The 19,279-nt window shown below is 67.6% G+C and carries 15 protein-coding genes; 6 read left to right on the top strand and 9 right to left on the bottom strand.

Annotated elements, in window-relative coordinates; all coding sequences use genetic code 11:
- Positions 1–21: 21 nt before the first annotated feature.
- Entirely contained in the window at positions 22–1,116 is a 1,095-nt protein-coding gene (gene ddlA / locus AC5P5S_RS10915) for a D-alanine--D-alanine ligase (protein WP_231336845.1), read from the top strand.
- A 76-nt stretch (positions 1,117–1,192) separates the two neighbouring features.
- Here ddlA and AC5P5S_RS10910 read toward each other — a convergent pair whose 3' ends face one another.
- The 3 genes from AC5P5S_RS10910 to oleC form a co-directional block, all read right to left on the bottom strand.
- Positions 1,193–1,348 carry a DUF1328 domain-containing protein gene (locus AC5P5S_RS10910; RefSeq protein WP_005407633.1) on the bottom strand — a complete coding sequence of 52 codons (156 nt, stop codon included), beginning with the start codon at positions 1,346–1,348 and terminating at the stop codon, positions 1,193–1,195.
- An 81-nt stretch (positions 1,349–1,429) separates the two neighbouring features.
- Complete coding sequence (gene oleD / locus AC5P5S_RS10905) at positions 1,430–2,422, bottom strand: 2-alkyl-3-oxoalkanoate reductase (protein WP_005407632.1); 993 nt, start codon at positions 2,420–2,422, stop codon at positions 1,430–1,432.
- Entirely contained in the window at positions 2,419–4,077 is a 1,659-nt protein-coding gene (gene oleC / locus AC5P5S_RS10900) for an olefin beta-lactone synthetase (RefSeq protein WP_024956304.1), read from the bottom strand. Before oleC ends, oleD begins: the two co-directional genes overlap by 4 nt.
- A gap of 104 nt (positions 4,078–4,181) precedes the next feature.
- Between oleC and AC5P5S_RS10895 the strand changes: the two genes are divergently transcribed.
- Positions 4,182–4,613 carry a YkgJ family cysteine cluster protein gene (locus AC5P5S_RS10895; RefSeq protein ID WP_005407630.1) on the top strand — a complete coding sequence of 144 codons (432 nt, stop codon included), beginning with the start codon at positions 4,182–4,184 and terminating at the stop codon, positions 4,611–4,613.
- 114 nt (positions 4,614–4,727) lie between these two features.
- Here AC5P5S_RS10895 and AC5P5S_RS10890 read toward each other — a convergent pair whose 3' ends face one another.
- From AC5P5S_RS10890 to AC5P5S_RS10875, 4 genes are all read right to left on the bottom strand, one after another.
- Positions 4,728–5,618 (bottom strand): alpha/beta fold hydrolase, encoded by an 891-nt coding sequence (locus AC5P5S_RS10890; RefSeq protein WP_043034983.1) that lies wholly within the window; start codon positions 5,616–5,618, stop codon positions 4,728–4,730.
- Positions 5,619–5,712: 94 nt separating this feature from the next.
- A complete protein-coding gene (locus tag AC5P5S_RS10885; RefSeq protein ID WP_004135358.1) occupies positions 5,713–6,729 on the bottom strand; it encodes a 3-oxoacyl-ACP synthase III in 1,017 nt (338 codons plus the stop codon).
- A gap of 103 nt (positions 6,730–6,832) precedes the next feature.
- Positions 6,833–7,150, bottom strand: a complete 318-nt coding sequence (locus tag AC5P5S_RS10880; protein WP_005407628.1) for a DUF4156 domain-containing protein — start codon at positions 7,148–7,150, stop codon at positions 6,833–6,835.
- 213 nt (positions 7,151–7,363) lie between these two features.
- Positions 7,364–10,213 carry a M16 family metallopeptidase gene (locus AC5P5S_RS10875; RefSeq protein WP_062606354.1) on the bottom strand — a complete coding sequence of 950 codons (2,850 nt, stop codon included), beginning with the start codon at positions 10,211–10,213 and terminating at the stop codon, positions 7,364–7,366.
- 415 nt (positions 10,214–10,628) lie between these two features.
- On the opposite strand from AC5P5S_RS10875, the gene AC5P5S_RS10870 reads away from it, so the two are divergent.
- A complete protein-coding gene (locus tag AC5P5S_RS10870; protein ID WP_005407626.1) occupies positions 10,629–11,105 on the top strand; it encodes an XAC0231 family protein in 477 nt (158 codons plus the stop codon).
- A 69-nt stretch (positions 11,106–11,174) separates the two neighbouring features.
- On the top strand, positions 11,175–11,654 hold the full coding sequence (locus AC5P5S_RS10865; RefSeq protein ID WP_005407625.1) for a tRNA (cytidine(34)-2'-O)-methyltransferase: 480 nt from the start codon (positions 11,175–11,177) through the stop codon (positions 11,652–11,654).
- Between the two features lie 407 nt (positions 11,655–12,061).
- On the opposite strand, the gene AC5P5S_RS10860 is transcribed toward AC5P5S_RS10865, so the two are convergent.
- A complete protein-coding gene (locus tag AC5P5S_RS10860) occupies positions 12,062–13,225 on the bottom strand; it encodes an acyl-CoA dehydrogenase family protein (protein WP_062606356.1) in 1,164 nt (387 codons plus the stop codon).
- A 257-nt stretch (positions 13,226–13,482) separates the two neighbouring features.
- Between AC5P5S_RS10860 and AC5P5S_RS10855 the strand changes: the two genes are divergently transcribed.
- Positions 13,483–15,159: an electron transfer flavoprotein-ubiquinone oxidoreductase gene (locus AC5P5S_RS10855; RefSeq protein WP_005411892.1), complete on the top strand. Its 1,677-nt coding sequence runs from the start codon at positions 13,483–13,485 to the stop codon at positions 15,157–15,159.
- A gap of 64 nt (positions 15,160–15,223) precedes the next feature.
- A complete protein-coding gene (locus AC5P5S_RS10850; RefSeq protein ID WP_062606358.1) occupies positions 15,224–15,625 on the top strand; it encodes a c-type cytochrome in 402 nt (133 codons plus the stop codon).
- On the opposite strand, the gene AC5P5S_RS10845 is transcribed toward AC5P5S_RS10850, so the two are convergent.
- Entirely contained in the window at positions 15,619–19,218 is a 3,600-nt protein-coding gene (locus AC5P5S_RS10845) for an ATP-binding protein (protein WP_495276315.1), read from the bottom strand. The two genes, AC5P5S_RS10850 and AC5P5S_RS10845, sit on opposite strands and share 7 nt — an antisense overlap.
- Positions 19,219–19,279 lie beyond the last annotated feature (61 nt).

Below are 19,279 nucleotides of genomic sequence, written 5' to 3'. Positions count from 1 at the left end.
GCACAGGACATCGCACTCCCCATGGCACGGACCCGGGTTGGCATCATTTTCGGGGGCAAGTCTTCCGAGCACGAAGTTTCGCTGCAGTCGGCGAAGAACATCCTCGATGCGCTTGATCGCGAGCGCTTCGAGCCGGTGCTGGTCGGCATCGACAAGCAGGGCCAGTGGCATCTGAGCCAGCCGGATACCTTCCTGATCAATGCCGATGATCCGTCGCGCATCGCGCTGCATCGCTCGGGCCAGTCGCTGGCGGTGCGCCCGGGCGCCGAGCAGGCACAGCTGCAGCCGTCCGATGCGGCCAGTGCGCTGGGCCAGATCGATGTGGTGTTGCCGATCGTGCATGGGCCACTCGGCGAAGACGGTGCGCTGCAGGGGCTGCTGCGCATGATCAACCTGCCCTTCGTCGGTTCGCCGGTACTGGGCTCGGCGGTGGCGATGGACAAGGACGTGACCAAGCGCCTGCTGCGCGACGCGGGGCTGCAGGTGGCGCCGTGGCTGTGCATCCGCCGCCATGAGGCCGCGGAGGTCGATGCCGATGCGGTGATCGCCCAGCTCGGCCTGCCGCTGTTCGTGAAGCCGGCCAACCAGGGTTCGTCGGTGGGTGTGAGCAAGGTCAAGGATGCGGCGGGCTTTGCCGAGGCACTGGCATTGGCGCTGCGCTACGACCACAAGGTGCTGGTGGAATCGGCGGTGGCCGGCCGCGAGATCGAATGCGCGGTGCTGGGCAACGAGCACCCGCAGGCCAGCGTATGCGGCGAGGTGGTGGTGCACGACGAGTTCTACGCCTACGACACCAAGTACATCAATGCCAATGGCGCTGACGTGGTGGTGCCGGCCGACATCGACGCCGCCACCCAGGCGCGCATCCAGCAGATCGCGCGGCAGGCCTACCAGGCGCTGGAGTGTGCGGGCATGGCGCGCGTGGATGTGTTCCTCACCGCAGACGGCGAGATCGTCATCAACGAGGTCAACACGCTGCCGGGCTTCACCCGCATCAGCATGTACCCGAAGCTGTGGGGCGCCAGCGGTGTTGACTACACCACGCTGATCACGCGCCTGATCGAACTGGCGCTGGTACGCCATGAGGCCGATCGCGGGCTGCAGAGCGCTGTGTAACGTGGTGATCGCCCGCAGAGTCGAGCATGGCTCGACTCTGCGGAAAGCGATGCCGGCCAGCGGCCGGCACTACCGGCTAGCCTCGCTTGCGGAACATCGAGATCACCGCAAGGATCAGGAACACCACGAACAGGATCCAGGCGATGTTCGTTGCGGCGCCGGCGATACCGGAGAAACCCAGAACGGCGGCGATGATGGCGATGACAAAGAAAATGATGGCGTAATGCAGCATGGCGCTCCTCGCGGGTGGTCGAGCCTTGGATGGCGTGGGTCCATCCTCCCGATCCTGCGGTGTGCAACCAGTGACGGCGATCTAAGCAGCAGATGAAGCCTTCAGCCTGCGCAGCCCTTCTTCGATGCTGACCTGCGGCACATAGCCGAAGTCACGGCGGGCGGGCTCCATGCTGTACCAGTGCGGCGTGCACAGCTGTTCGGCCAGGAACCGGGTCAACGGCGGCTCGCCACGCAGGCGCAGCAGCGGCCACAGCCGCTCGCAGATGGCGCCGATACGGTACGCGGTCTTGAAGCTGATCGCCTTGTCCACGGTCGGTGCACCCACCGCCTGCAGCAGCTTGTTGACCAGCTCGCGCATCGGCAGCGGTTCGCCGTTGGAAATGAAGTAGGCCTTGCCTGCACATGCGGCACCGGGCGCCAGTGCCTCGAAGGCGAGGAAGTGGGCAAGCGCGGCGTTGTCGATGTAGGTGGTATCGACCTTGTTGCTGCCATCGCCCACCAGGCGCAGGCGGCCCTGTCGTGCACGTTCGGCCAGGCGCGGTACCAGCTGCTGGTCGCCAGGGCCCCAGATCAGGCGCGGACGCAGCGCCACCGTCGCCAGCGACGCGTCATTGGCCGCCAGCACGCGCTGTTCGGCAATCGCCTTGGTGGCCGCATAGGGCGCCTGGAAATCTTCGCCGTACGGCACTTCGTCGGCGCCGAGGCCTTCTACCGGGTGGGTGGCCCGGTGCGTCACGCTGGGCGTGGAGGTGTAGACCAGCCGGCCGATACCGTGCGCACGGCAGGCGGCGATGACGTTGTCGGTGCCGACCACATTGGCCTGGTGGTAGCTGTCGTAGCTGCCCCACGCACCGGCCTTGGCACCGTTGTGGAATACCGCATCGACGCCGGCCACCGCATGCAGGACCGCCTGCGGGTCGGCCAGGTCGCCACGGATCTGGCCCACGCCCATCACCTGCAGCTCCGGGTAATGGCTGCGGTTGAACGCCAGTACCTGGTGGCCACGTTCGACCAGCCCGCGGCACAGCGCCTGGCCAAGGAACCCACCACCACCGGTGACCAGGATCTTCATGCGCGCTTCTCCAGTTCGGCGCTGGCCCAGACGGCGAGCTTCTCGCGGCCGATCTTGGCGTTGTGACGGATATCGACGGGGAACGCCGGATGCACCAGGAAGTGCTGCAGGCCGGCCTCAGGCGTGCGCGCTGCGGCATGCGCACGCAGCGCTTCCTGCAGCGCCGGGCTGTCGGACTGGCCGCGCAGCAGTTCCACGCACAGCACCGGTACCTGCGCACCGGCGGCGCCGACACCGACCAGCGCGGTACGCGCCACGCCTGCGACGGTGTTGAACACCGGCTCGACCTGTTCGGTGTACAGCGGTCCGCGCGCGGTTTCCACGCGCTGCGTCTTGCGCCCGCAGAACCACAGGCGACCCTGCGCATCGAAGTAACCGACGTCGCCCATGCGATGCACCACGCGGGTGCTGCCATCGGCCAGCGTCTCGCGGATCTTCGCTGCAGCCGTGGCCTGCGGGCGGTTGAAGTAGCTGTCGGTGGCGGTCGGGCCAGCCACCGTGATTTCTCCCACTTCGCCGACCGCCAGCACGCGCGCCTGCGACCAGTCGGCCAGCGGCGCGTCATCGATGGCGATGATGCGCACTTCGTTCGGCGCCACCACGCTGCCCACGCAGGTGCCGGCACCGGCCTCGGTGGCGGCGCGCGTGCGTTCCAGCTCGCGGCCTTCGACCACCGCCACCGGCAGGCACTCGGTGGCGCCGTACGGCGTCCAGAACTGCGCGTCGGCCGGCAGCAGGCTGCGGATGGTGGCGACCACGTCCGGCGGCACCGGCGCACCCGCCGAGGTCACCCGGGTCACCGTCGGCAGCGGCCGGCCATGCTTCGCCAGCACCCGCATCAGCGCCGGCGAGCCGAACAGCTGGGTCACGCCGAAGCGCTGGATGGCGTCATGCAGGCGGGCCGGGTCGGCCTGTGCCGGCCGGGTCGGGTCCATGTCCGGGATGACCGAGGTCAGGCCCAGCGCAGGATCGAACAGGGCGAACGGCGGGAAGGTCGGCAGGTCCACCCCGCCCGCTTCCATGCCGAAGGCGCTGCCCAGCAGCTGGATCTGGCCGACGAAGTGGCGGTGGCGGTAGACCACGCCCTTGGGCACGCCGGTGGAGCCGCTGGTGAACAGGATCGCGGCCATGTCCTCGCCGTCGGTGGCGGCCAGCATCGGCCCACCCTTGGCGCCGGCGCGCTCCAGCGCGGCCAGCGTGGTCCCGCCCCAGCCGAGGCGGCGGCCCACGGTCACCAGGCGCGCCGCCGAGGGGGCCCAGCGCAGCACCAGCCGCGCCACGTGCGCCAGCGGAATGCCGATGAAGGCCTCCGGCTGCGCCTCGTCCAGGCACTGCTTCAGCGCGCGCCTGTCGATGCCCGGGTCGACCAGCACCGGCACCGCGCCCAGCTTGAACAGGGCAAACATCAGCAGGAAGAACTCCGGCGACGGCCGCACCATCACCACCGTGCGCACTCCACGGCCGATCCCGTAGCCGGCCAGGCCGGCCGCCATGGCGTCGCTGCGGGCGTCCAGCTGGCGGTAATCCAGGGTCACGTCGTAGGCGGCCATGCCGTTGCCGGCGCCACGGCGGCCAGGGCAGCGGATGGCGATCTGATCAGGCCGTTCACGCGCCAGTTCAGGCAAGCGGGCGGCAATATTGCAGGGTCGGTTCATCCGTTCATTGTCGCCGCTTACGGAATTTCTTGCGCGGCGGCCCACTTCGTGGAAAATCCGCACCCTCGTTCCTGATTCCGACTGCCGCCCGAGGCGGCTTGCCCATGCAACATCCCTGCATGACCTGCGGCGCCTGCTGCACCCAGTACCGCGTGGCCTTCCACTGGATGGAATCAGACGAGGTCACCCCCGGCGGCGTGCCGCACCAGCTCACCGAGGTGCTGGACCCGCACCGCCTGTGCATGCGCGGCACCCATTCCAAGCCGGTGCGCTGCGTGGCGCTGGATGCGCAGATCGGCGTGTATTCACGCTGCACCATCCATCCCAACCGGCCCAGCGTGTGCCGCGAGGTGGATGCATCGTGGGAGTACGGCAAGGCCAGCCCGCAGTGCGACAAGGCGCGCATCGCCTATGGCCTGGATCCGTTGACGCCGGCCGACTGGCGCTGGCGCGATGACGCCGACAACGACGACGACCATCCGGACGACAACGGCAACAGCCCTTCCTCGCCGCCGCAGGCGCCGGTCGCCGCGTAATGGTAGTGCCGGCCGCTGGCCGGCAACCTCATCAACCGTTCGGGTGTGCCGACCAACGGTCGGCACCCACCGGAAGAGGAAGGGGTGGGTGCCGACCGTTGGTCGGCACACCGATCAGATCGGGTTCTTGTCCAGAAAGGCGCGGATCTCCGGCACCAGCACCTCGTGCTTGTCTTCCAGCACGTAATGCCCGGCATCCTCGAACGCATGTACCTGGGCCCGCGGCAGCGCGGCCTGGAAGCCCTTCAGGAAGTGGTGGTCGAACACGAAGTCGCGCAGGCCCCAGCCGAGGAAGGCCGGCCGGTCGGCGAACGACGGCAGCGCCTTGCCGGCACGCTCCAGCAGCGACCACGCCTTGTCGGCCGGCGACAGCGGGATGTCCTGCATGAAGCGGATGGTGCTGATGCGGTTGGCCCAGCTGTTGTACGGCGACACGTAGGCGCGGCGCACGTCGGCCGGCATCTTCCGCTCCACGCCCAGCCACGAGGCACCGGAGGAGAACGCGTTGAAGGTCCGGATGATCCACTCGCCGATCTTCCAGTGGCGGCCCAGCGCGATCTGCCACGGCATCTTCTTCGCCGCCGGCATCGGGAATGCAGCGGTATTGAGCACCACCAGGCGCTTGACCTGGTCGTGGTGCGACAGCGCCCAGCCGAAACCGATCATGCCGCCCCAGTCGTGCACCGCCAGGGTCACCGGACCGGTGATGCCCAGGTGCTTGAGCAGCGCATCGAGGTCGTCCACGCGCGACTGCAGCGTGTACTCGTAGCGGCTGTCATCGGGCTTGTCCGACAGGCCCATGCCGATGTGGTCCGGCACGATGCAGCGGTACGTGTCCGACAGGCCGGCGACCAGCGTGCGCCAGTAATAGCTCCACGACGGGTTGCCATGCACCATCACCACCACCTCGCCGTCGCGCGGGCCTTCGTCGAGATAGTTCATCGACAGGCCGGGGCGTACCTCGAAGCGCTGCGGGTGGGCGGGGTAACCGGGAAGCTGGGACATCGGATCGCACCTGTAGAAAGGGCCGGTAAACCGGCCCTTGAACACTTGGAAAAATCATCGCTGCCCGTCGTGCAGCAGGTCAGCGGTGACTCTTTTACCAGACCACTTCAGCCATCGAGCAGTTCAGGCCCGAGCCGATACCCAGAAGCGCGATGCGATCGCCCTTCTTCAGCTTGCCCAGCTGCTTGAGCTTGCTCAGCACGATCGGCACCGAGGCCGGGCCGATGTTGCCGTGCTCGCCGAAGATGGTCATCACCTTCTTCGGGTCGATGCCGAAGTTCTTGATGAACGCGGCGGTGTGCGGCTGGCTGACCTGGTGGATCACGAACTGGTCCAGCTCTTCCACGGCCCAGCCCAAGGCGATCTTGGCAGCGGTGAAGGTCTTCTGTGCCAGCTTGATGCCTTCGATCAGCAGCAGGCGGGTGTCGGTGACCATGCGGTCCAGGTTGCCCAGGCACAGCTGGTTCCACTCGGTGGCCGAGCGCGTCACGCCGCCCTTGTAGCGCGGCGCGTCCGGCACCAGCTCCGAGCGCGCCATCACCATCGCCGCGGCACCCGAACCGGTGGTCAGGGCGGCCAGCTCGTTGCGGAAATCGTCAGCGGTGACGTCCGGGGCGGTCATGCGCTCCAGGGTCTTCTCGTACACCAGGTTGGCGGTCTCGCCGTCCACCACCAGCGCGTAGTCGATGTCGCCGCGCTCGATCATGCGCGCGGCGATATCCATGCCGTTGATGAAGGCCAGGCAGGCATTGGCGACGTCGAAGGTCATGCACTCGTCGCTGACGCCGAGGTTGCCCGAGACGATGGAAGCCGTGGACGGCTCCAGGTAGTCGCGACTGACCGAGGTGTTGACCAGCAGGCCAACCTGCGTCGCATTGATGCCTGCGTCTTCCAGTGCCTTGCGGCCTGCCATGGTGGCAGCGTCGGACGCCAGCACGCCGTTGTCCCACAGGCGGCGCGCGTGGATGCCGGCGATGTCGCCGAGCACGTCGGTGCGGATACCCAGGCGATCCAACGTCGGCTGCAGGCGTTCGTTGATTTCCTTGGTGGTCAGCGTATGCGGCGCGTCGACGTGTGCCAGGCCGGCGATCGAGACATTCTTGAAGAGCATCGAGGTTAGCGCCAAGGCTCAGGCAAAAGGGGGCGCTATTCTATAACCCCCGGGGCCTTCACCGCATCTTTACGAATTCAGCCTTGGCCGTATGGTGAAGCGTTCAGCGCGGCGGGCACTGGAATGCGGCGAAGCGCTGGCTGCCATCGGCCGGGGCCGCGGCGGCCTGCACGGCATTGGCGCCTGCGCTCGGGGCCTCGTTGCGGGCCAGGGTTTCCAGCTCTTCCTGCACGCGCAGCGGGTTGCGGTTGTAGAAGCCGACCTTGCTCTTCACGGTCACCACCACCTCGCCCTTGGCAATGCAGCCAGCGGGAACCGGGCCTGCCGGCAGCACGCGGGTCGCCTTGCCGGCCGGTTCGATCGGCACCCAGGTACAGGCGGTGACGGTGAGCAGCAGGGAGGAAAGCAGCAGAACGCGCATGGGCAGATCCTGGAAGGGTATGGAGGGATTCTGCCTGAACCGCCTGAATCGGGGGTAGCCGGTGGGGGGGACGGATCCCCCGCAGGGGGCTGTGACCCCGCCTTCGGGTCACGGCGTTGCCGGCCAGCGGCCGGCACTACCAGAGCAAGGTTGCCGGCCAGCGGCCGGCACTACCTGGGGAGGCCTGCCCGCGGGGGCGGGCAGGCGCATCCCTTACTTCTTGACCGGGTTGCCTTCGGCGTCGATCACCGTCACCTCGCCCAGGTTCAGCGCACGCACGGCCGCTTCGGTCTGCTTGAGATCACCCACCACCACCCAGGTCAGCGCCTGTGGCTTGATCTCGGCGGCGGCCTGCTGCACCTGCGCCGGGGTCATCGCCTCGATCTCGGCCTTGCGACGCAGCACGTAGTCGTCCGGACGCTTGAACTGCACGATCGAACCGATGGTCGAGGCGACCGCGCTGGCGGTCTCGTAGGCACCGGGCAGGCTGAGGGTCTGGATGTTGCGGATGCGGTTGACCTCGGCGGCGGTGGCCGGCTTGCTGCCATCGGCGAACGCGGCGATTTCCTTGCGCATTTCCGCCATCGCCGGGCCGGTCTTGTCGATCTGCACCGGCGCGCTGGCCATCCACGGGCGCTGGCCCACCGAGTTGATCGCGCTGCTGCGCGCACCGTATGACCAGTGCTTGTCCTCACGCAGGTTCATGTTCAGGCGCGAGGTGAAGTCGCCGCCGATCACGCCGTTGGCAATATCGAAGCGGGTCGAGCTGGTGGCGCTGGACGGCGCCACCACCTGCCCTGCGAACAGGTTGGCCTGCACCGCACCCGGCTGGTCGATCAGGAACACGCGCGGGCCCTTCGGCAATGCCACATCGGTGGCGGCCTTCACCTGCGGGGCGTCGCCCGCAGCCTTCCAGTCGCCCAGCTGCTTGTCCAGCAGCGGCACGATCTCGGCCAGGGTGGTGTCACCGACCACGATCAGGGTGCCGTTCTGCGGCCGCAGCCAGTCGTGGTGGAAGTCGACCAGGTCTTCGCGGGTCAGGCCGTTGATCGCTGCTTCGTCACCGCTGCCGGTGAACGGAATGGCATACGGGTGGCCCTTGCCGTACAGCAGCGGCGGCAGCACGCGCATCGCCACCGCGCCCGGGTTGACCTTCTCCTGCTGGATGCCGGCAATCCAGCTCGCCTTGACCCGGTCGATCTCGCCCTGCTCGAAGCGCGGTTCGCGCAGCAGGTCCCGATACAGCGCCAGCGACGGTGCCAGGTTTTCCTTCAGCGCCGACAGGTCCACGCTCATGGAGTCCAAGCCGGCCGAGGCATCCAGGCTGGCGCCCAGTGCGTCTGCGGCATCGGCGAAGGCCAGCGAGCCGAGCTTGCCGGCGCCTTCGGTCATCAGGCTCATGGTGAAGTTGGCGGTGCCCGGCTTGCGGCCCTGGTCGGCGCTGAAGCCACCCGGGAACTGGTAGCTGAACTGCACCACCGGAATCTCGTGGCGCTCGGCCAGGATCACCTGGGTGCCGTTCTTCAGCGTGGCGCGCTGCAGCGCCGGGAACTTCAGCTGCGGGAACTCGCGGGTCTGCGGTACGCCGGCCTTGCGGTCCACCTGCTCGGGCAGCGTGCTGTACTTGGGGTCCACCGCCGGCACGTTGAACGGCTTCGGCGCCTGGCTCGGGTCTTCCTTCAGCGCCACGCGCTCACCCGGTGCAATCACCAGGGTGTGGCTGCCCTTGTCCAGCCACTGCGCGCCCAGACGGCTCAGATCAGCGGCACTGGCCTTCTCGATGTTGGCCAGCGAGGTGCGGAAGCAGCCCGGGTCGCCGGTGAACACCGCGCACTCGGCCAGTGCGTCGGCCTTGCCGCCGAAGCCGCCGATGCGTTCGATGCCGCGGATGAAACCGGCGCGGGCACCGGTCTTGGCGCGTTCCAGCTCGGCCGCGGTCGGGCCCTGCTTGATCAGCCGGTCCAGTTCCTCGTCGATGATCTTCTCGACCTTGGCAGGGTCCTGGCCCTGCTTGACCGTCGCCATGATCACGAAGTTCGAACCCAGCTGCGACGTCGACAGGCCTGCCGCGATGCTGTCCACCAGCTTGTCCTGGTGCTGCAGGCGCTGGCTCAGCCGCGAGGACTTGGCGCCGCCCAGTACCTGCGCGAACAGCTGCAGCTGATCGACCTCGGTGGTACCGACCTGCGGCACGTTCCAGGCGCGGTAGATACGCGCCTGCGGCACCTTGTCGGTCATCGTCTCGCGCGTATCGGTGCTGCGCTTGGCCACGTTCACCGCCGGCTGCGCCATGGTCGGGCCGGCCGGGATGCTGCCGAAGTACTTGCCAACCTTTTCCTTGGCGGTGGCCAGGTCGATGTCGCCAGCCAGCACCAGCACGGCGTTGTTCGGGCCGTACCAGGTGCGGAACCAGGTCTTCACGTCATCCAGCGACGCCGCGTTCAGATCGTTCATCGAACCGATCACGCCGTGGTGGTACGGGTGGCCAACTGGATACAGCGCCTTGTTGAGCTGGTCCCAGGCCTGGCCGTAGGGCTGGTTCTCGCCCTGGCGCTTCTCGTTCTGCACCACGCCACGCTGCTCGTCCAGCGCCGCCTGGTCGATCGCACCGACCAGATGGCCCATGCGGTCCGATTCCATCCACAGCGCCATGTCCAGCGCAGTGGTGGGCACGTTCTCGAAGTAGTTGGTGCGATCGGTATTGGTGGTGCCGTTCTGGTTGGTGGCGCCGACCTGCTTGAACGGCTCGAAGAATTCGCCGTCGTGGTTTTCGCTGCCCTGGAACATCAGGTGTTCGAACAGGTGCGCGAAGCCGGTGCGGCCGGCCGGTTCGTCCTTGCTGCCGACGTGATACCAGACGTTGACCGCGACGATCGGCGCCTTGCGATCGGTGTGCACGATCACGCGCAGGCCGTTGGGCAGGGTGAACTGCTCATACGGGATATCGACCTTGGCCGGTGCGGCCGGCTTTGCCGCCAACGCATGGGAAGGCACAAGCGTGCCCAGGGCGGTGCTGAGGGCAACGGCCAGCAGCGCAGTGCGCGGGCGAAGGGCGAGAGACATATCCGGATCCTTGGTCACATAGGTGAACCCCGATCCTAGCGTGCGCGCGCAACGGCAGGAATCGGTCGCCAGTCACTGGGGGTGTTTGCCCCTGTGCGCCATCCGCAGCGCCGATCTGCCCTGTCCGAGCCGTCACAAGCACCCGCCAGCAACGTCCGGACAGTGTCCGCAGCACATCGAATGGACAGGTGTCCGCCCGCCGGACACTTTTCGATGACCATAAAACCCTTGCAAATCAATAATTAAAAGTTGGCACGGGGATTGCTTGGTACTTCCTGCACCAGGAAGGGCTTCAGACAAAAGCTGACTGAAGACTGAACAAACGCAGGAAATCGAAAATTTTCCTTGCAAGCCCAGAATTGGTGTACTACCTTACTACCACACCACTGATCACCAACACTAAACAGGCCCCGTCATGAACGCCAAGACCATTGCCATCGCCATCGCCCTGATCGCCGGCACCGCGGTTGTTTCGTCGGTGCAGGCCTCCGAATCCATCAAGACTCTGTCCACCGTGCAGGTTCGCCCGGCCGCCGACCAGCTGGCCCAGCAGGCCTGGGAACAGGCCAGCGGCATCCCGACCCTGGCCACCGTGGAAGTGCGCCCAAGTGCCGACCAGCTGGCCGAGCGCAGCGGCTACGTCGCCGCCCCGGTCGCCGCCGCGATGCCGATCACCACCCTGGCCTCGGTGGAAGTGCGCCCGAGCCTGGAACAGCGCGTCGCCCTGGCCGCCGAACTGGAAGCCCAGCGCTACGCCGCGACCCTGGCTGCCGCCGCCACCAGCGTCGCCAACCAGGTGATCGTCAACCTGCCGGCCCTGCAGGTGCGTCCGAGCGCCGCCGACCTGCAGGCCCTGGCCACCGAAACCGCCCAGGTCCTGCTGCGCCCGTAAGCGGTGCCGCCCTGCCTCGCGCAGGGCGTGCGCCGTAAAGGCGGCGGTCGTCGCAGGTACACTGCGCCGATGAATGCCGCGCCCCAGTTCCACGTGATCCTGTTCCAACCGGAAATCCCGCCCAACACGGGCAATGTGATCCGGCTCTGCGCCAACACCGGCGCGCAGCTGCACCTGGTCGAGCCGCTCGGCTTCGCACTGGAAGACAAGCAGCTCAAGCGCGCCGGCCTGGACTACCACGAGTATTCGCGCCTGCAGGTGCACCCCGACCTGGACACCGCGCTGGCGCGGATCGCACCGAAGCGGTTGTTCGCCCTCAGTACGCGTGCCAGCGTCCGCTATGACAGCGTGGCGTTCGAAGACGGTGATGCCTTCCTGTTCGGCCCGGAAAGCCGCGGCCTGCCGCAGGACGTGCTCGATGCCTTGCCCGATGGCCGCCGCCTGCGCCTGCCGATGCGGCCGGACAACCGCAGCCTCAATCTTTCCAACACCGTTGCCGTGGTGATGTACGAAGCGTGGCGGCAGCATGGGTTTGCCGGCGGCGCGTAACGCCACGCGTCTCTCTTCTGCCTGGTCGTTGCTGTGGCGGGCGCATGCGTTCATGGGCGTTACTTTTCTTTCCGCGCGGAAAGAAAAGTAACCAAAAGAAACGCGCCGCCATCCGCGAGCCGGTGCTGCGCACCGGTGCCCTGCGCTCCTCGGCCCGCCGGGGGACGGCGCGGAACTCGCTGCGCTCAGACACCCGCGCCTCTTCGCCCCCGCCGGACCTGCGGTGCTCGGCTCGCTTCAAGGCGGACCCAACAGCCGCGCGGTACAGGCTGTCCTTGAACCCATCTCGGTACGGTGCGCGGTTCGGTACACCGATCGCTCGCCTGCGAATACGCTACTGGGCAATGCCGGCCAGCGGCCGGCACTACCAACTCAATGCCGGCCAGCGGCCGGCACTACCGGTGCACTCAGAACGCGTTGATGCCGGTCAGTTCGCGGCCGATCACCAGCTGGTGCACGGTCTCGGTGCCTTCATAGGTGATCACCGATTCGAGGTTCAGCGCGTGCCGGATCGCCACGTGTTCGGTGGTGATGCCGGCGCCACCCAGCAGGTCACGGCATTCGCGGGCGATGTCGATCGCCATGCGGCAGTTGTTCCACTTGGCCAGGCTGACCTGCTGCGGCTGCAGCTGGCCAGCTTCCTTCAGGCGGCCCAGCTGCAGGGCCAGCAGCTGCGCGGTGGTGATGCGGCGGGCCATCTCGGCCAGCTTGATCTGCGCGCTCTGCGTGGCCGCCAGCGGGCGACCGAACAGCACGCGCTCCTTGGCATAACCCAGTGCTTCATCCAGGCAGGCAATCGCCGCACCGATCGGGCCCCAGCTGATGCCATAGCGGGCCTGGGTCAGGCAGCCCAGCGGCCCCTTCAGGCCCTTCACGTTCGGCAGCCGGTGGCTGTCAGGCACGCGCACGTCATCGAAGAACAGCGCCCCGGTCAGCGATGCGCGCAGGCTCATCTTGTGCTTGATCTCCTGCGTGGTGAAGCCGGCCATGCCCTTTTCCAGCACGAAACCCTGGATGCCGTCCTCGGTCTGCGCCCAGACGATGGCCAGGTCGGCCACCGGGCCGCTGGTGATCCACATCTTGCTGCCGCTGATGCGCCAGTCGCTGCCGTCGCGCACCGCGCGGGTCTTCATGCTGGCCGGATCGGAACCCCCATGCGCCTCGGTCAGGCCGAAGCAGCCGATCAGTTCGCCGCGCGCCATCGCCGGCAGCCACTGCTGGCGCTGTTCCTCGCTGCCATAGGCGTAGATCGGGTACATGCACAGCGAGCTCTGCACCGAGACGAAGCTGCGCAGGCCCGAATCGCCGCGCTCCAGCTCCTGGCAGATCAGGCCGTAGCTGACCGCGCCGAGGCCACTACCGCCGTACTCGGTCGGCAGGGTCGCACCGAGCAGGCCCAGTGACGCGATCTCCGGCACCAGTTCATCGGGGAAGCGGGCCTGGTCGAAGGCATCGCCGATGATCGGCAGCACGCGCTCGTTGGTGAAACGGGCGACGCTCTCCTGCACCGCGCGCTCTTCCTCGTTGAGCAGGGAACGGACATCGAGCAGATCGTACGGATGCAAAGCCATGGCACTCACGCGCAGTCAGGACCGGGCCATTGTCGGTCATCCGGGCAGAGCGTGCCGACCAAGGTCGGCACCCACCAGAGCTGCGGCCCTACGCTGCATTGCAGCAATCCGGGTGTGAACATCGGCGATCTAGCTCGATCACGCGCGTCCCGGTACCCTGACACATTCAAACAACCGTTTCGCCCGTGGCCGCACGCGCGATTCCCAGGCACCGCCGGTGGCCCCGATGCCGGCCCTACCCACGAGTCATGCAATCGATGAGCGCTGAAGCCAACGCCCTGCCCCCGCGTGAAGTAATGGAATTCGACGTGGTGATCGTCGGCGCCGGCCCCGCCGGCCTGGCCACCGCGATCCGCCTGCGCCAGCGCGCGATCGAAGCCGGCCGCGAATTGTCGGTGTGCGTGCTGGAGAAGGGGTCCGAACCAGGCGCGCACGTGCTGTCCGGCGCGGTGATGGATCCGCGCGCGCTGACCGAACTGTTCCCGGACTGGGCCGAGCGTGGCGCACCGCTGAAGCAGAAGGTCACCCGCGACGAATTCCTGTTCCTCAGCGAAACCGGCGCACGCAGCACGCCCAACGCGCTGCTGCCGGAGTGCTTCCACAACGAAGGCAACTACATCATCAGCCTGGGCGAAGTGACCCGCTGGCTGGCGCAGCAGGCCGAGGCGCTGGAAGTGGCGATCTTCCCGGGCTTTGCCGCCGCCGAAGTGCTGTATGGCGACAACGGTGAAGTGATCGGCGTGGCGACCGGCGACATGGGCATCGAGAAGGACGGCAGCATCGGCCCGGCCTTCGAGCGCGGCATGGCGCTGCACGCCAGGTACACGATCTTCGCCGAAGGCGCACGCGGCCACCTCGGCCGCCAGCTGATCGCCCGCTACAAGCTGGACGAAGGCAAGGACCCGCAGGCCTACGGCATCGGCATCAAGGAACTGTGGCAGATCGACCCGGCCAAGCATGAGCCGGGCCTGGTGGTGCATGCCGCCGGCTGGCCGCTGGACAGCGACACCTACGGCGGCGCGTTCCTGTACCACGCCGACGGCGGCAAGGTCGCCATCGGCTACGTGGTCGGCCTGGACTACAGGAACCCGTGGCTGAGCCCGTTTGAAGAGTTCCAGCGTTTCAAGACCCATCCGTCCATCCGCAAGCACCTGGAGGGTGGCACCCGCATCGGTTACGGCGCGCGTGCGATCACCGCCGGTGGCCTGCTGTCGCTGCCGAAGACCGTGTTCCCCGGTGGCGCGCTGGTCGGCTGCGAGGCCGGCTACCTCAACGCCAGCCGCATCAAGGGCAGCCACGCCGCGATCAAGACCGGCATGCTGTGCGCCGACGCCGCGTTCGATGCACTGGCCGCCGACCGCCAGCACGATGAACTGAGTGCCTACCCGACGGCGTTCGAAGCCAGCTGGCTGTTCACCGAACTGCAGCAGGCCAAGAACTTCAAGCAGTGGTTCAAGAAGGGCCAGACCGTGGCCACGCTGATGACCGGCGTGGAGCAATGGCTGCTTCCCAAGCTGGGCGTGCGCAACCCGCCGTGGACCCTGCACCGCACCCAGCCCGACCACGCCTGCCTGGAACCGGCGGCCAAGCACACCCGCATCGCCTACCCGAAGCCGGATGGCGTGCTGACTTTCGACCGGCTCAGCTCGGTGTTCCTGAGCAGCACCAACCACGACGAGAACCAGCCCAGCCACCTGACGCTGAAGGACCCGAGCATTCCGGTGAAGGTGAACCTGGCCGAGTACGCAGGCCCGGAAGCGCGCTACTGCCCGGCCGGCGTGTACGAGTTCGTTGGCGAAGCCGACAGCGCGCGCCTGCAGATCAACGCGCAGAACTGCGTGCACTGCAAGACCTGCGACATCAAGGACCCCACCCAGAACATCGTGTGGGTGACCCCGCAGGGCGGCGGCGGCCCGAACTACTCGGGCATGTGACGCCACGGGCTGCGACCGAGCGTCGCAGCCCGTCGCCTGCCGCGCACCGCTATCCTGCCCGCCCATGCGTGCATCATTCCTGCTCATCGCTGTTGCCGTGGCCCTGGCCGCCACGGCCTGCCGGCGCCCGCCTGCAGCGCCCGCCACGCCGGAACAGGCGCAGCAGCAGGCCATGCAACGCGCGTTCGAGTTGTGTGCCGGCTGCCACACCGTGCAGCCTGGCGGCATCCACCGCTTCGGCCCGAACCTGCACGGCGTGATCGGCCGGCGCGCCGGCAGCCTGCCCGACTACGGCTATTCCGACGGCATGCGCCGCGCCGACATCACCTGGTCCGCGCAGACCCTGGATGCGTTCCTGCAGTCACCCACCCATGTTGTACCGGGCACACGCATGTACAACGCCTTCCCCAGCGCCGAACGCCGTGCGCTGGTGATCGCCTACCTGCAGCAGCAGTCGGCTCAGTGAGCCAGGCGCTGCAACTGCTGTTGCAGCCGCGCCACGAATGCCGCCACCGCGGTGAACAACGGCACCGGATCGGTCTCGGCCGCATCCTGCAGGCGCTCGACCAGGGCATTGGCCTGCGCAGCCAGCACCGTCGCTCCCACCGCGCCCAAGCCACCGGCCTGGCGATGCAGGTGCAGCGCGGCAGCCTCACGGTCGCCGGCCTCCAGCGCGCACTGCACAGCGGCCAGGTCACCTGCACTGGCCTGCAGCAGGCTGTCGCGCAACTGCTCGGCGACCGCACGTGAGCCGAAGCGCCGCTGCAGGCTGTCCAGATCGGGCAGCGTCCTGTCATCGACGGCAGCGGACTCGGCCAGCGGCTCCTCGAACCGTTGCCCCTGCGCCTGCGGCAACCAGCGCAGCAGTGCCGCGCGCAGTGTCGCCAATGACAATGGCTTGGCCAGCACCTCATCCATCCCGGCTTCACGGCAACGACGTGCATCGTCGTCCAGCACGCTGGCGGTCAGCGCCAGTACGGTCAGCCGCGGCTGGCCGTTGCGGCCTTCGCGTTCGCGCAGCAGGCGGGTGAAGGCGAAACCACCCAGTACCGGCATCCGGCAATCGGTAATGACCAGATCAAAGTGCTCCGATGCCAGGCGATCCAGCCCCTGCTGGCCATCGCCGACCAGCACATGTGGTACACCCAGTTGCTGCAGCCGCCAGGCCATCATCGCCTGGTTGGTCGGATGATCTTCGATCACCAGCACGCGTGCCTGGCGCAGCGCCGGCGGCAGCAGCGCCGCCTGTTCCTGCTCGGCGACCAGCGCTTCAACATCACTGCTGCCGGCTTCCACCAGCGACAGCCGCACCTCGGCGCGGGTGCCCTCGCCCAGCGTGCTGTGCAGTTCCAGCTCGCCGTCCATCATCTGCACCAGGCGCTGGCAGATGCTCAGGCCCAGGCCGGTTCCACCATGGTCGCGCTGGATGTACGCACCGGCCTGGGTGAACGGCGCAAACAGGTGCTGCAGCTGTTCCGGTGCGATGCCGATGCCGGTATCGGTGACGCTCAGGCACAGCGGCTGGCTGCCGTCTTCGGCGGTCGGCCCCAGCACTTCCAGCTGCAGCCGCACTTCGCCGCGCACGGTGAACTTGATGGCGTTGCTGAGCAGGTTGAACACGATCTGGCGCAGACGCACGCCATCCACTTCGTGCGCGGCTGCCAGCTGCGGATCGATCTGCACGTGCAGGCCCAGCCCACGTGCACTGGCCTGCGCCGACAACAACCGGCACACGCTTTCCAGCAACGGCCGCAGCGGCTGCGGTACCGGCTCCAGCCGCAATGCGTTGGCCTCCAGCCGCGAGTAGTCAAGGATGTCGTCAAGGATCTGCCGGAGCATCTGCGCCGAATCCTCGATCACGCCAAGGATGCGTTTCTGTTCTGCATCCAGCGGTGAGTGCGCCAGCACTTCCAGCATCCCCAGCACGCCACTCATCGGCGTGCGGATCTCATGGCTCATGGTGGCCAGGAAGCGGGATTTCGCCTCGGCCGCCTGCTCGGCCTCGGCCTTGGCTGCGGTCAGGGCGTCCGCTTGTGCACGAGCCTCGCTGGCATCCACCCAGTAGCCACTCCAGGTCACCACACCGGCTTCGGCGGCATAGGGTTGCGCCTGGGTGCGCACCCAACGCGGGCCCGCTCCATCGCCCCGCAGGCGGAATTCCAGCATGAGCGGTGCGAACTGGTGCGCGGCCTGTTCGACCACCTGCAGGATGCGCGCGCGATCGTCCTCTTCGACGCGTTCCAGCAACATCGTGGCGTCCTGCTCAGCCTGCTGCCGGGTGATCCCGAACAGCGCCTGGAGGTCACCGGCAATGAACGGGAAGCTGAGCGTGCCATCAACCTCGCGACGGGCCTGGTAGACCACGGCAGGCAGGTTGTCGGTCACTTCGGCCAGGCGCTGCTCCAGCTGGCGGCGCCCGGCCACCTCGCGACGCAGGCGCCAGTAGCCGATGCCATGCACCAGCAGCGCGGTCAGCAGCACCAGCAGCAGCGGTACACCCCAGCGCAGCGTGCTTCGCCAGTCGATGCCGTTGTGGTACTCCACCGCCAGCCAGTCGCCGCGCAGCGCTTCGCGCTCGCGTGGCGTCATCTGCAGCAGCAAGCGATCGAAGGTCGTGGCGAGCGCCGCATGCCGGCGCTCCACGGCCAGTGCCAGCTGGTCGTTGAAGCCCGCGGGCGCGGCAACCTGCAGGCGCCCCGGGAAACGCGTGCGCAGCAGGTGGTCGACCAGGGCCAGATTGCCCACGTAGGCGTCGGCCTCACCATCGATCAGGCGTTGCATGGCCTGTTCGGCGCTGCGCGCGGCGACGATCCTGGCCTGCGGCGCCTGCTGCAGCACGTAACCGCGTACGCGCTCCGGATCCGACAGCAGTACGCGCTTGTCCTGGAGGTCGGACAGGCCCAGCAGCGCCGGGCTGTCGTGGCGGCTGACGATCACGTTCGGCACGCTGATGAAGGGTTGGCTGTACACCCAGTCCGGGCCCAGATAGTGCGAATCGACCGGAATGCCCATCACCGCCTGCAGCTCGCCGCGGCGCGCCTTCTCGCGCACCTCGTACCAGTCATGGCTGTTCTGCGCCTGCAGGTTGGCACCGGCCTGCATCAGCCGCGCCAGGTACTCGCTGGCCAGGCCGCTGGGCCTGCCATCCTCGTCGGCGAACGACAATGGGGCGGCGTTCGGCGCAAAGCCGATCTTCAACGGCTGTTGCAGAACCCGCTTCTCGGCCTGGCTGAGCGCCAGCTGCGCCGATGCCGACCACTGCGGCAGGGGCAGCCAGCGTTGTGCCAGTGCATCGCGCTGGGCCTGGCTGGTCGCGGCCAGCGCCAGGTCCAGCGCTTCGGCCAGCGGTTGCTTGCTGTTGGGAACGCCGAAGTGCATCCGTTCGGGAGGCAGGTCGCTCGGACGCAGCAGGACGACACCCTGCAGGTGCTGGCGTGCGATCAGTTCGGTGGCAACGTAGGCATTGCCTATGTAGACATCAGCTTTGTCGTCTCTGACCATCTGCAGCGCAGCCAATGAGCTGTTTGCGACAAGCTGCACCGCACGCGGGAAACGTGCCCGCACCTGCGGTCCGGTCAGGAAATCCTGCTCGATGACCACCCGCAATCCGTCCAGGTCGGGCATGTTCGAAGCACGCAGATCGCCCGGCCTCCCCACCAGCGCCAACGGCGCCTCGCCATAGGCAGCGGTATAGACCATGCACTGGGTGCGGTCGGCACTGAGACCGACATTCATTACCACGTCGATCTCGCCACGACAGGCCGCATCCAGCACGGATGTCCAGTCGGAATAACGCCTCGCCTCGACCTTCACGCCCAGCTGACGGGCGAGAAGCGACAGATAATCCGGCCCCAGGCCAACCTGCTGGCCATCACGGAGGGACTCGAACGGCGGCCAGCCGCTGTCATACTGGCCCACGACGATGCTTGGATGGGCGGCGAGGTACTCGCGCTGCAGGGGACTGAGCGGCAACAGCCCAGGCACTGCCTGTGCCAGCGCCACGGGCAGCACCAGCACGGCCAGCAGCAGGACCAGCCCGCGAACAGCCCAGCTACGCATCGGCGTCGATCTCCTAGAATCCTGACAGGGCCGCGATGGTCGCGGCCCGGCTTGCCCGGTG

The organism is Stenotrophomonas sp. YJH_SMC_54, assembly GCF_059368435.1.
The sequence above is the reverse complement of the archived record's forward strand: the minus strand, read 5'-3'. Positions and strand labels throughout refer to the sequence as shown.

Bases quoted from the DNA above. Each gene is read 5' to 3' on its own strand.
- oleC (WP_024956304.1), bottom strand. From the start codon at position 4,077: ATGAACCGACCCTGCAATATTGCCGCCCGCTTGCCTGAACTGGCGCGT.
- AC5P5S_RS10855 (WP_005411892.1), top strand. From the start codon at position 13,483: ATGAGCGCTGAAGCCAACGCCCTGCCCCCGCGTGAAGTAATGGAATTC.
- ddlA (WP_231336845.1), top strand. From the start codon at position 22: ATGGCACGGACCCGGGTTGGCATCATTTTCGGGGGCAAGTCTTCCGAG.
- AC5P5S_RS10880 (WP_005407628.1), bottom strand. From the start codon at position 7,150: ATGCGCGTTCTGCTGCTTTCCTCCCTGCTGCTCACCGTCACCGCCTGT.
- AC5P5S_RS10910 (WP_005407633.1), bottom strand. From the start codon at position 1,348: ATGCTGCATTACGCCATCATTTTCTTTGTCATCGCCATCATCGCCGCC.
- AC5P5S_RS10850 (WP_062606358.1), top strand. From the start codon at position 15,224: ATGCGTGCATCATTCCTGCTCATCGCTGTTGCCGTGGCCCTGGCCGCC.
- AC5P5S_RS10875 (WP_062606354.1), bottom strand. From the start codon at position 10,213: ATGTCTCTCGCCCTTCGCCCGCGCACTGCGCTGCTGGCCGTTGCCCTC.
- AC5P5S_RS10870 (WP_005407626.1), top strand. From the start codon at position 10,629: ATGAACGCCAAGACCATTGCCATCGCCATCGCCCTGATCGCCGGCACC.
- AC5P5S_RS10890 (WP_043034983.1), bottom strand. From the start codon at position 5,618: ATGTCCCAGCTTCCCGGTTACCCCGCCCACCCGCAGCGCTTCGAGGTA.
- AC5P5S_RS10845 (WP_495276315.1), bottom strand. From the start codon at position 19,218: ATGCGTAGCTGGGCTGTTCGCGGGCTGGTCCTGCTGCTGGCCGTGCTG.
- AC5P5S_RS10865 (WP_005407625.1), top strand. From the start codon at position 11,175: ATGAATGCCGCGCCCCAGTTCCACGTGATCCTGTTCCAACCGGAAATC.
- AC5P5S_RS10860 (WP_062606356.1), bottom strand. From the start codon at position 13,225: ATGGCTTTGCATCCGTACGATCTGCTCGATGTCCGTTCCCTGCTCAAC.
- AC5P5S_RS10895 (WP_005407630.1), top strand. From the start codon at position 4,182: ATGCAACATCCCTGCATGACCTGCGGCGCCTGCTGCACCCAGTACCGC.
- oleD (WP_005407632.1), bottom strand. From the start codon at position 2,422: ATGAAGATCCTGGTCACCGGTGGTGGTGGGTTCCTTGGCCAGGCGCTG.
- AC5P5S_RS10885 (WP_004135358.1), bottom strand. From the start codon at position 6,729: ATGCTCTTCAAGAATGTCTCGATCGCCGGCCTGGCACACGTCGACGCG.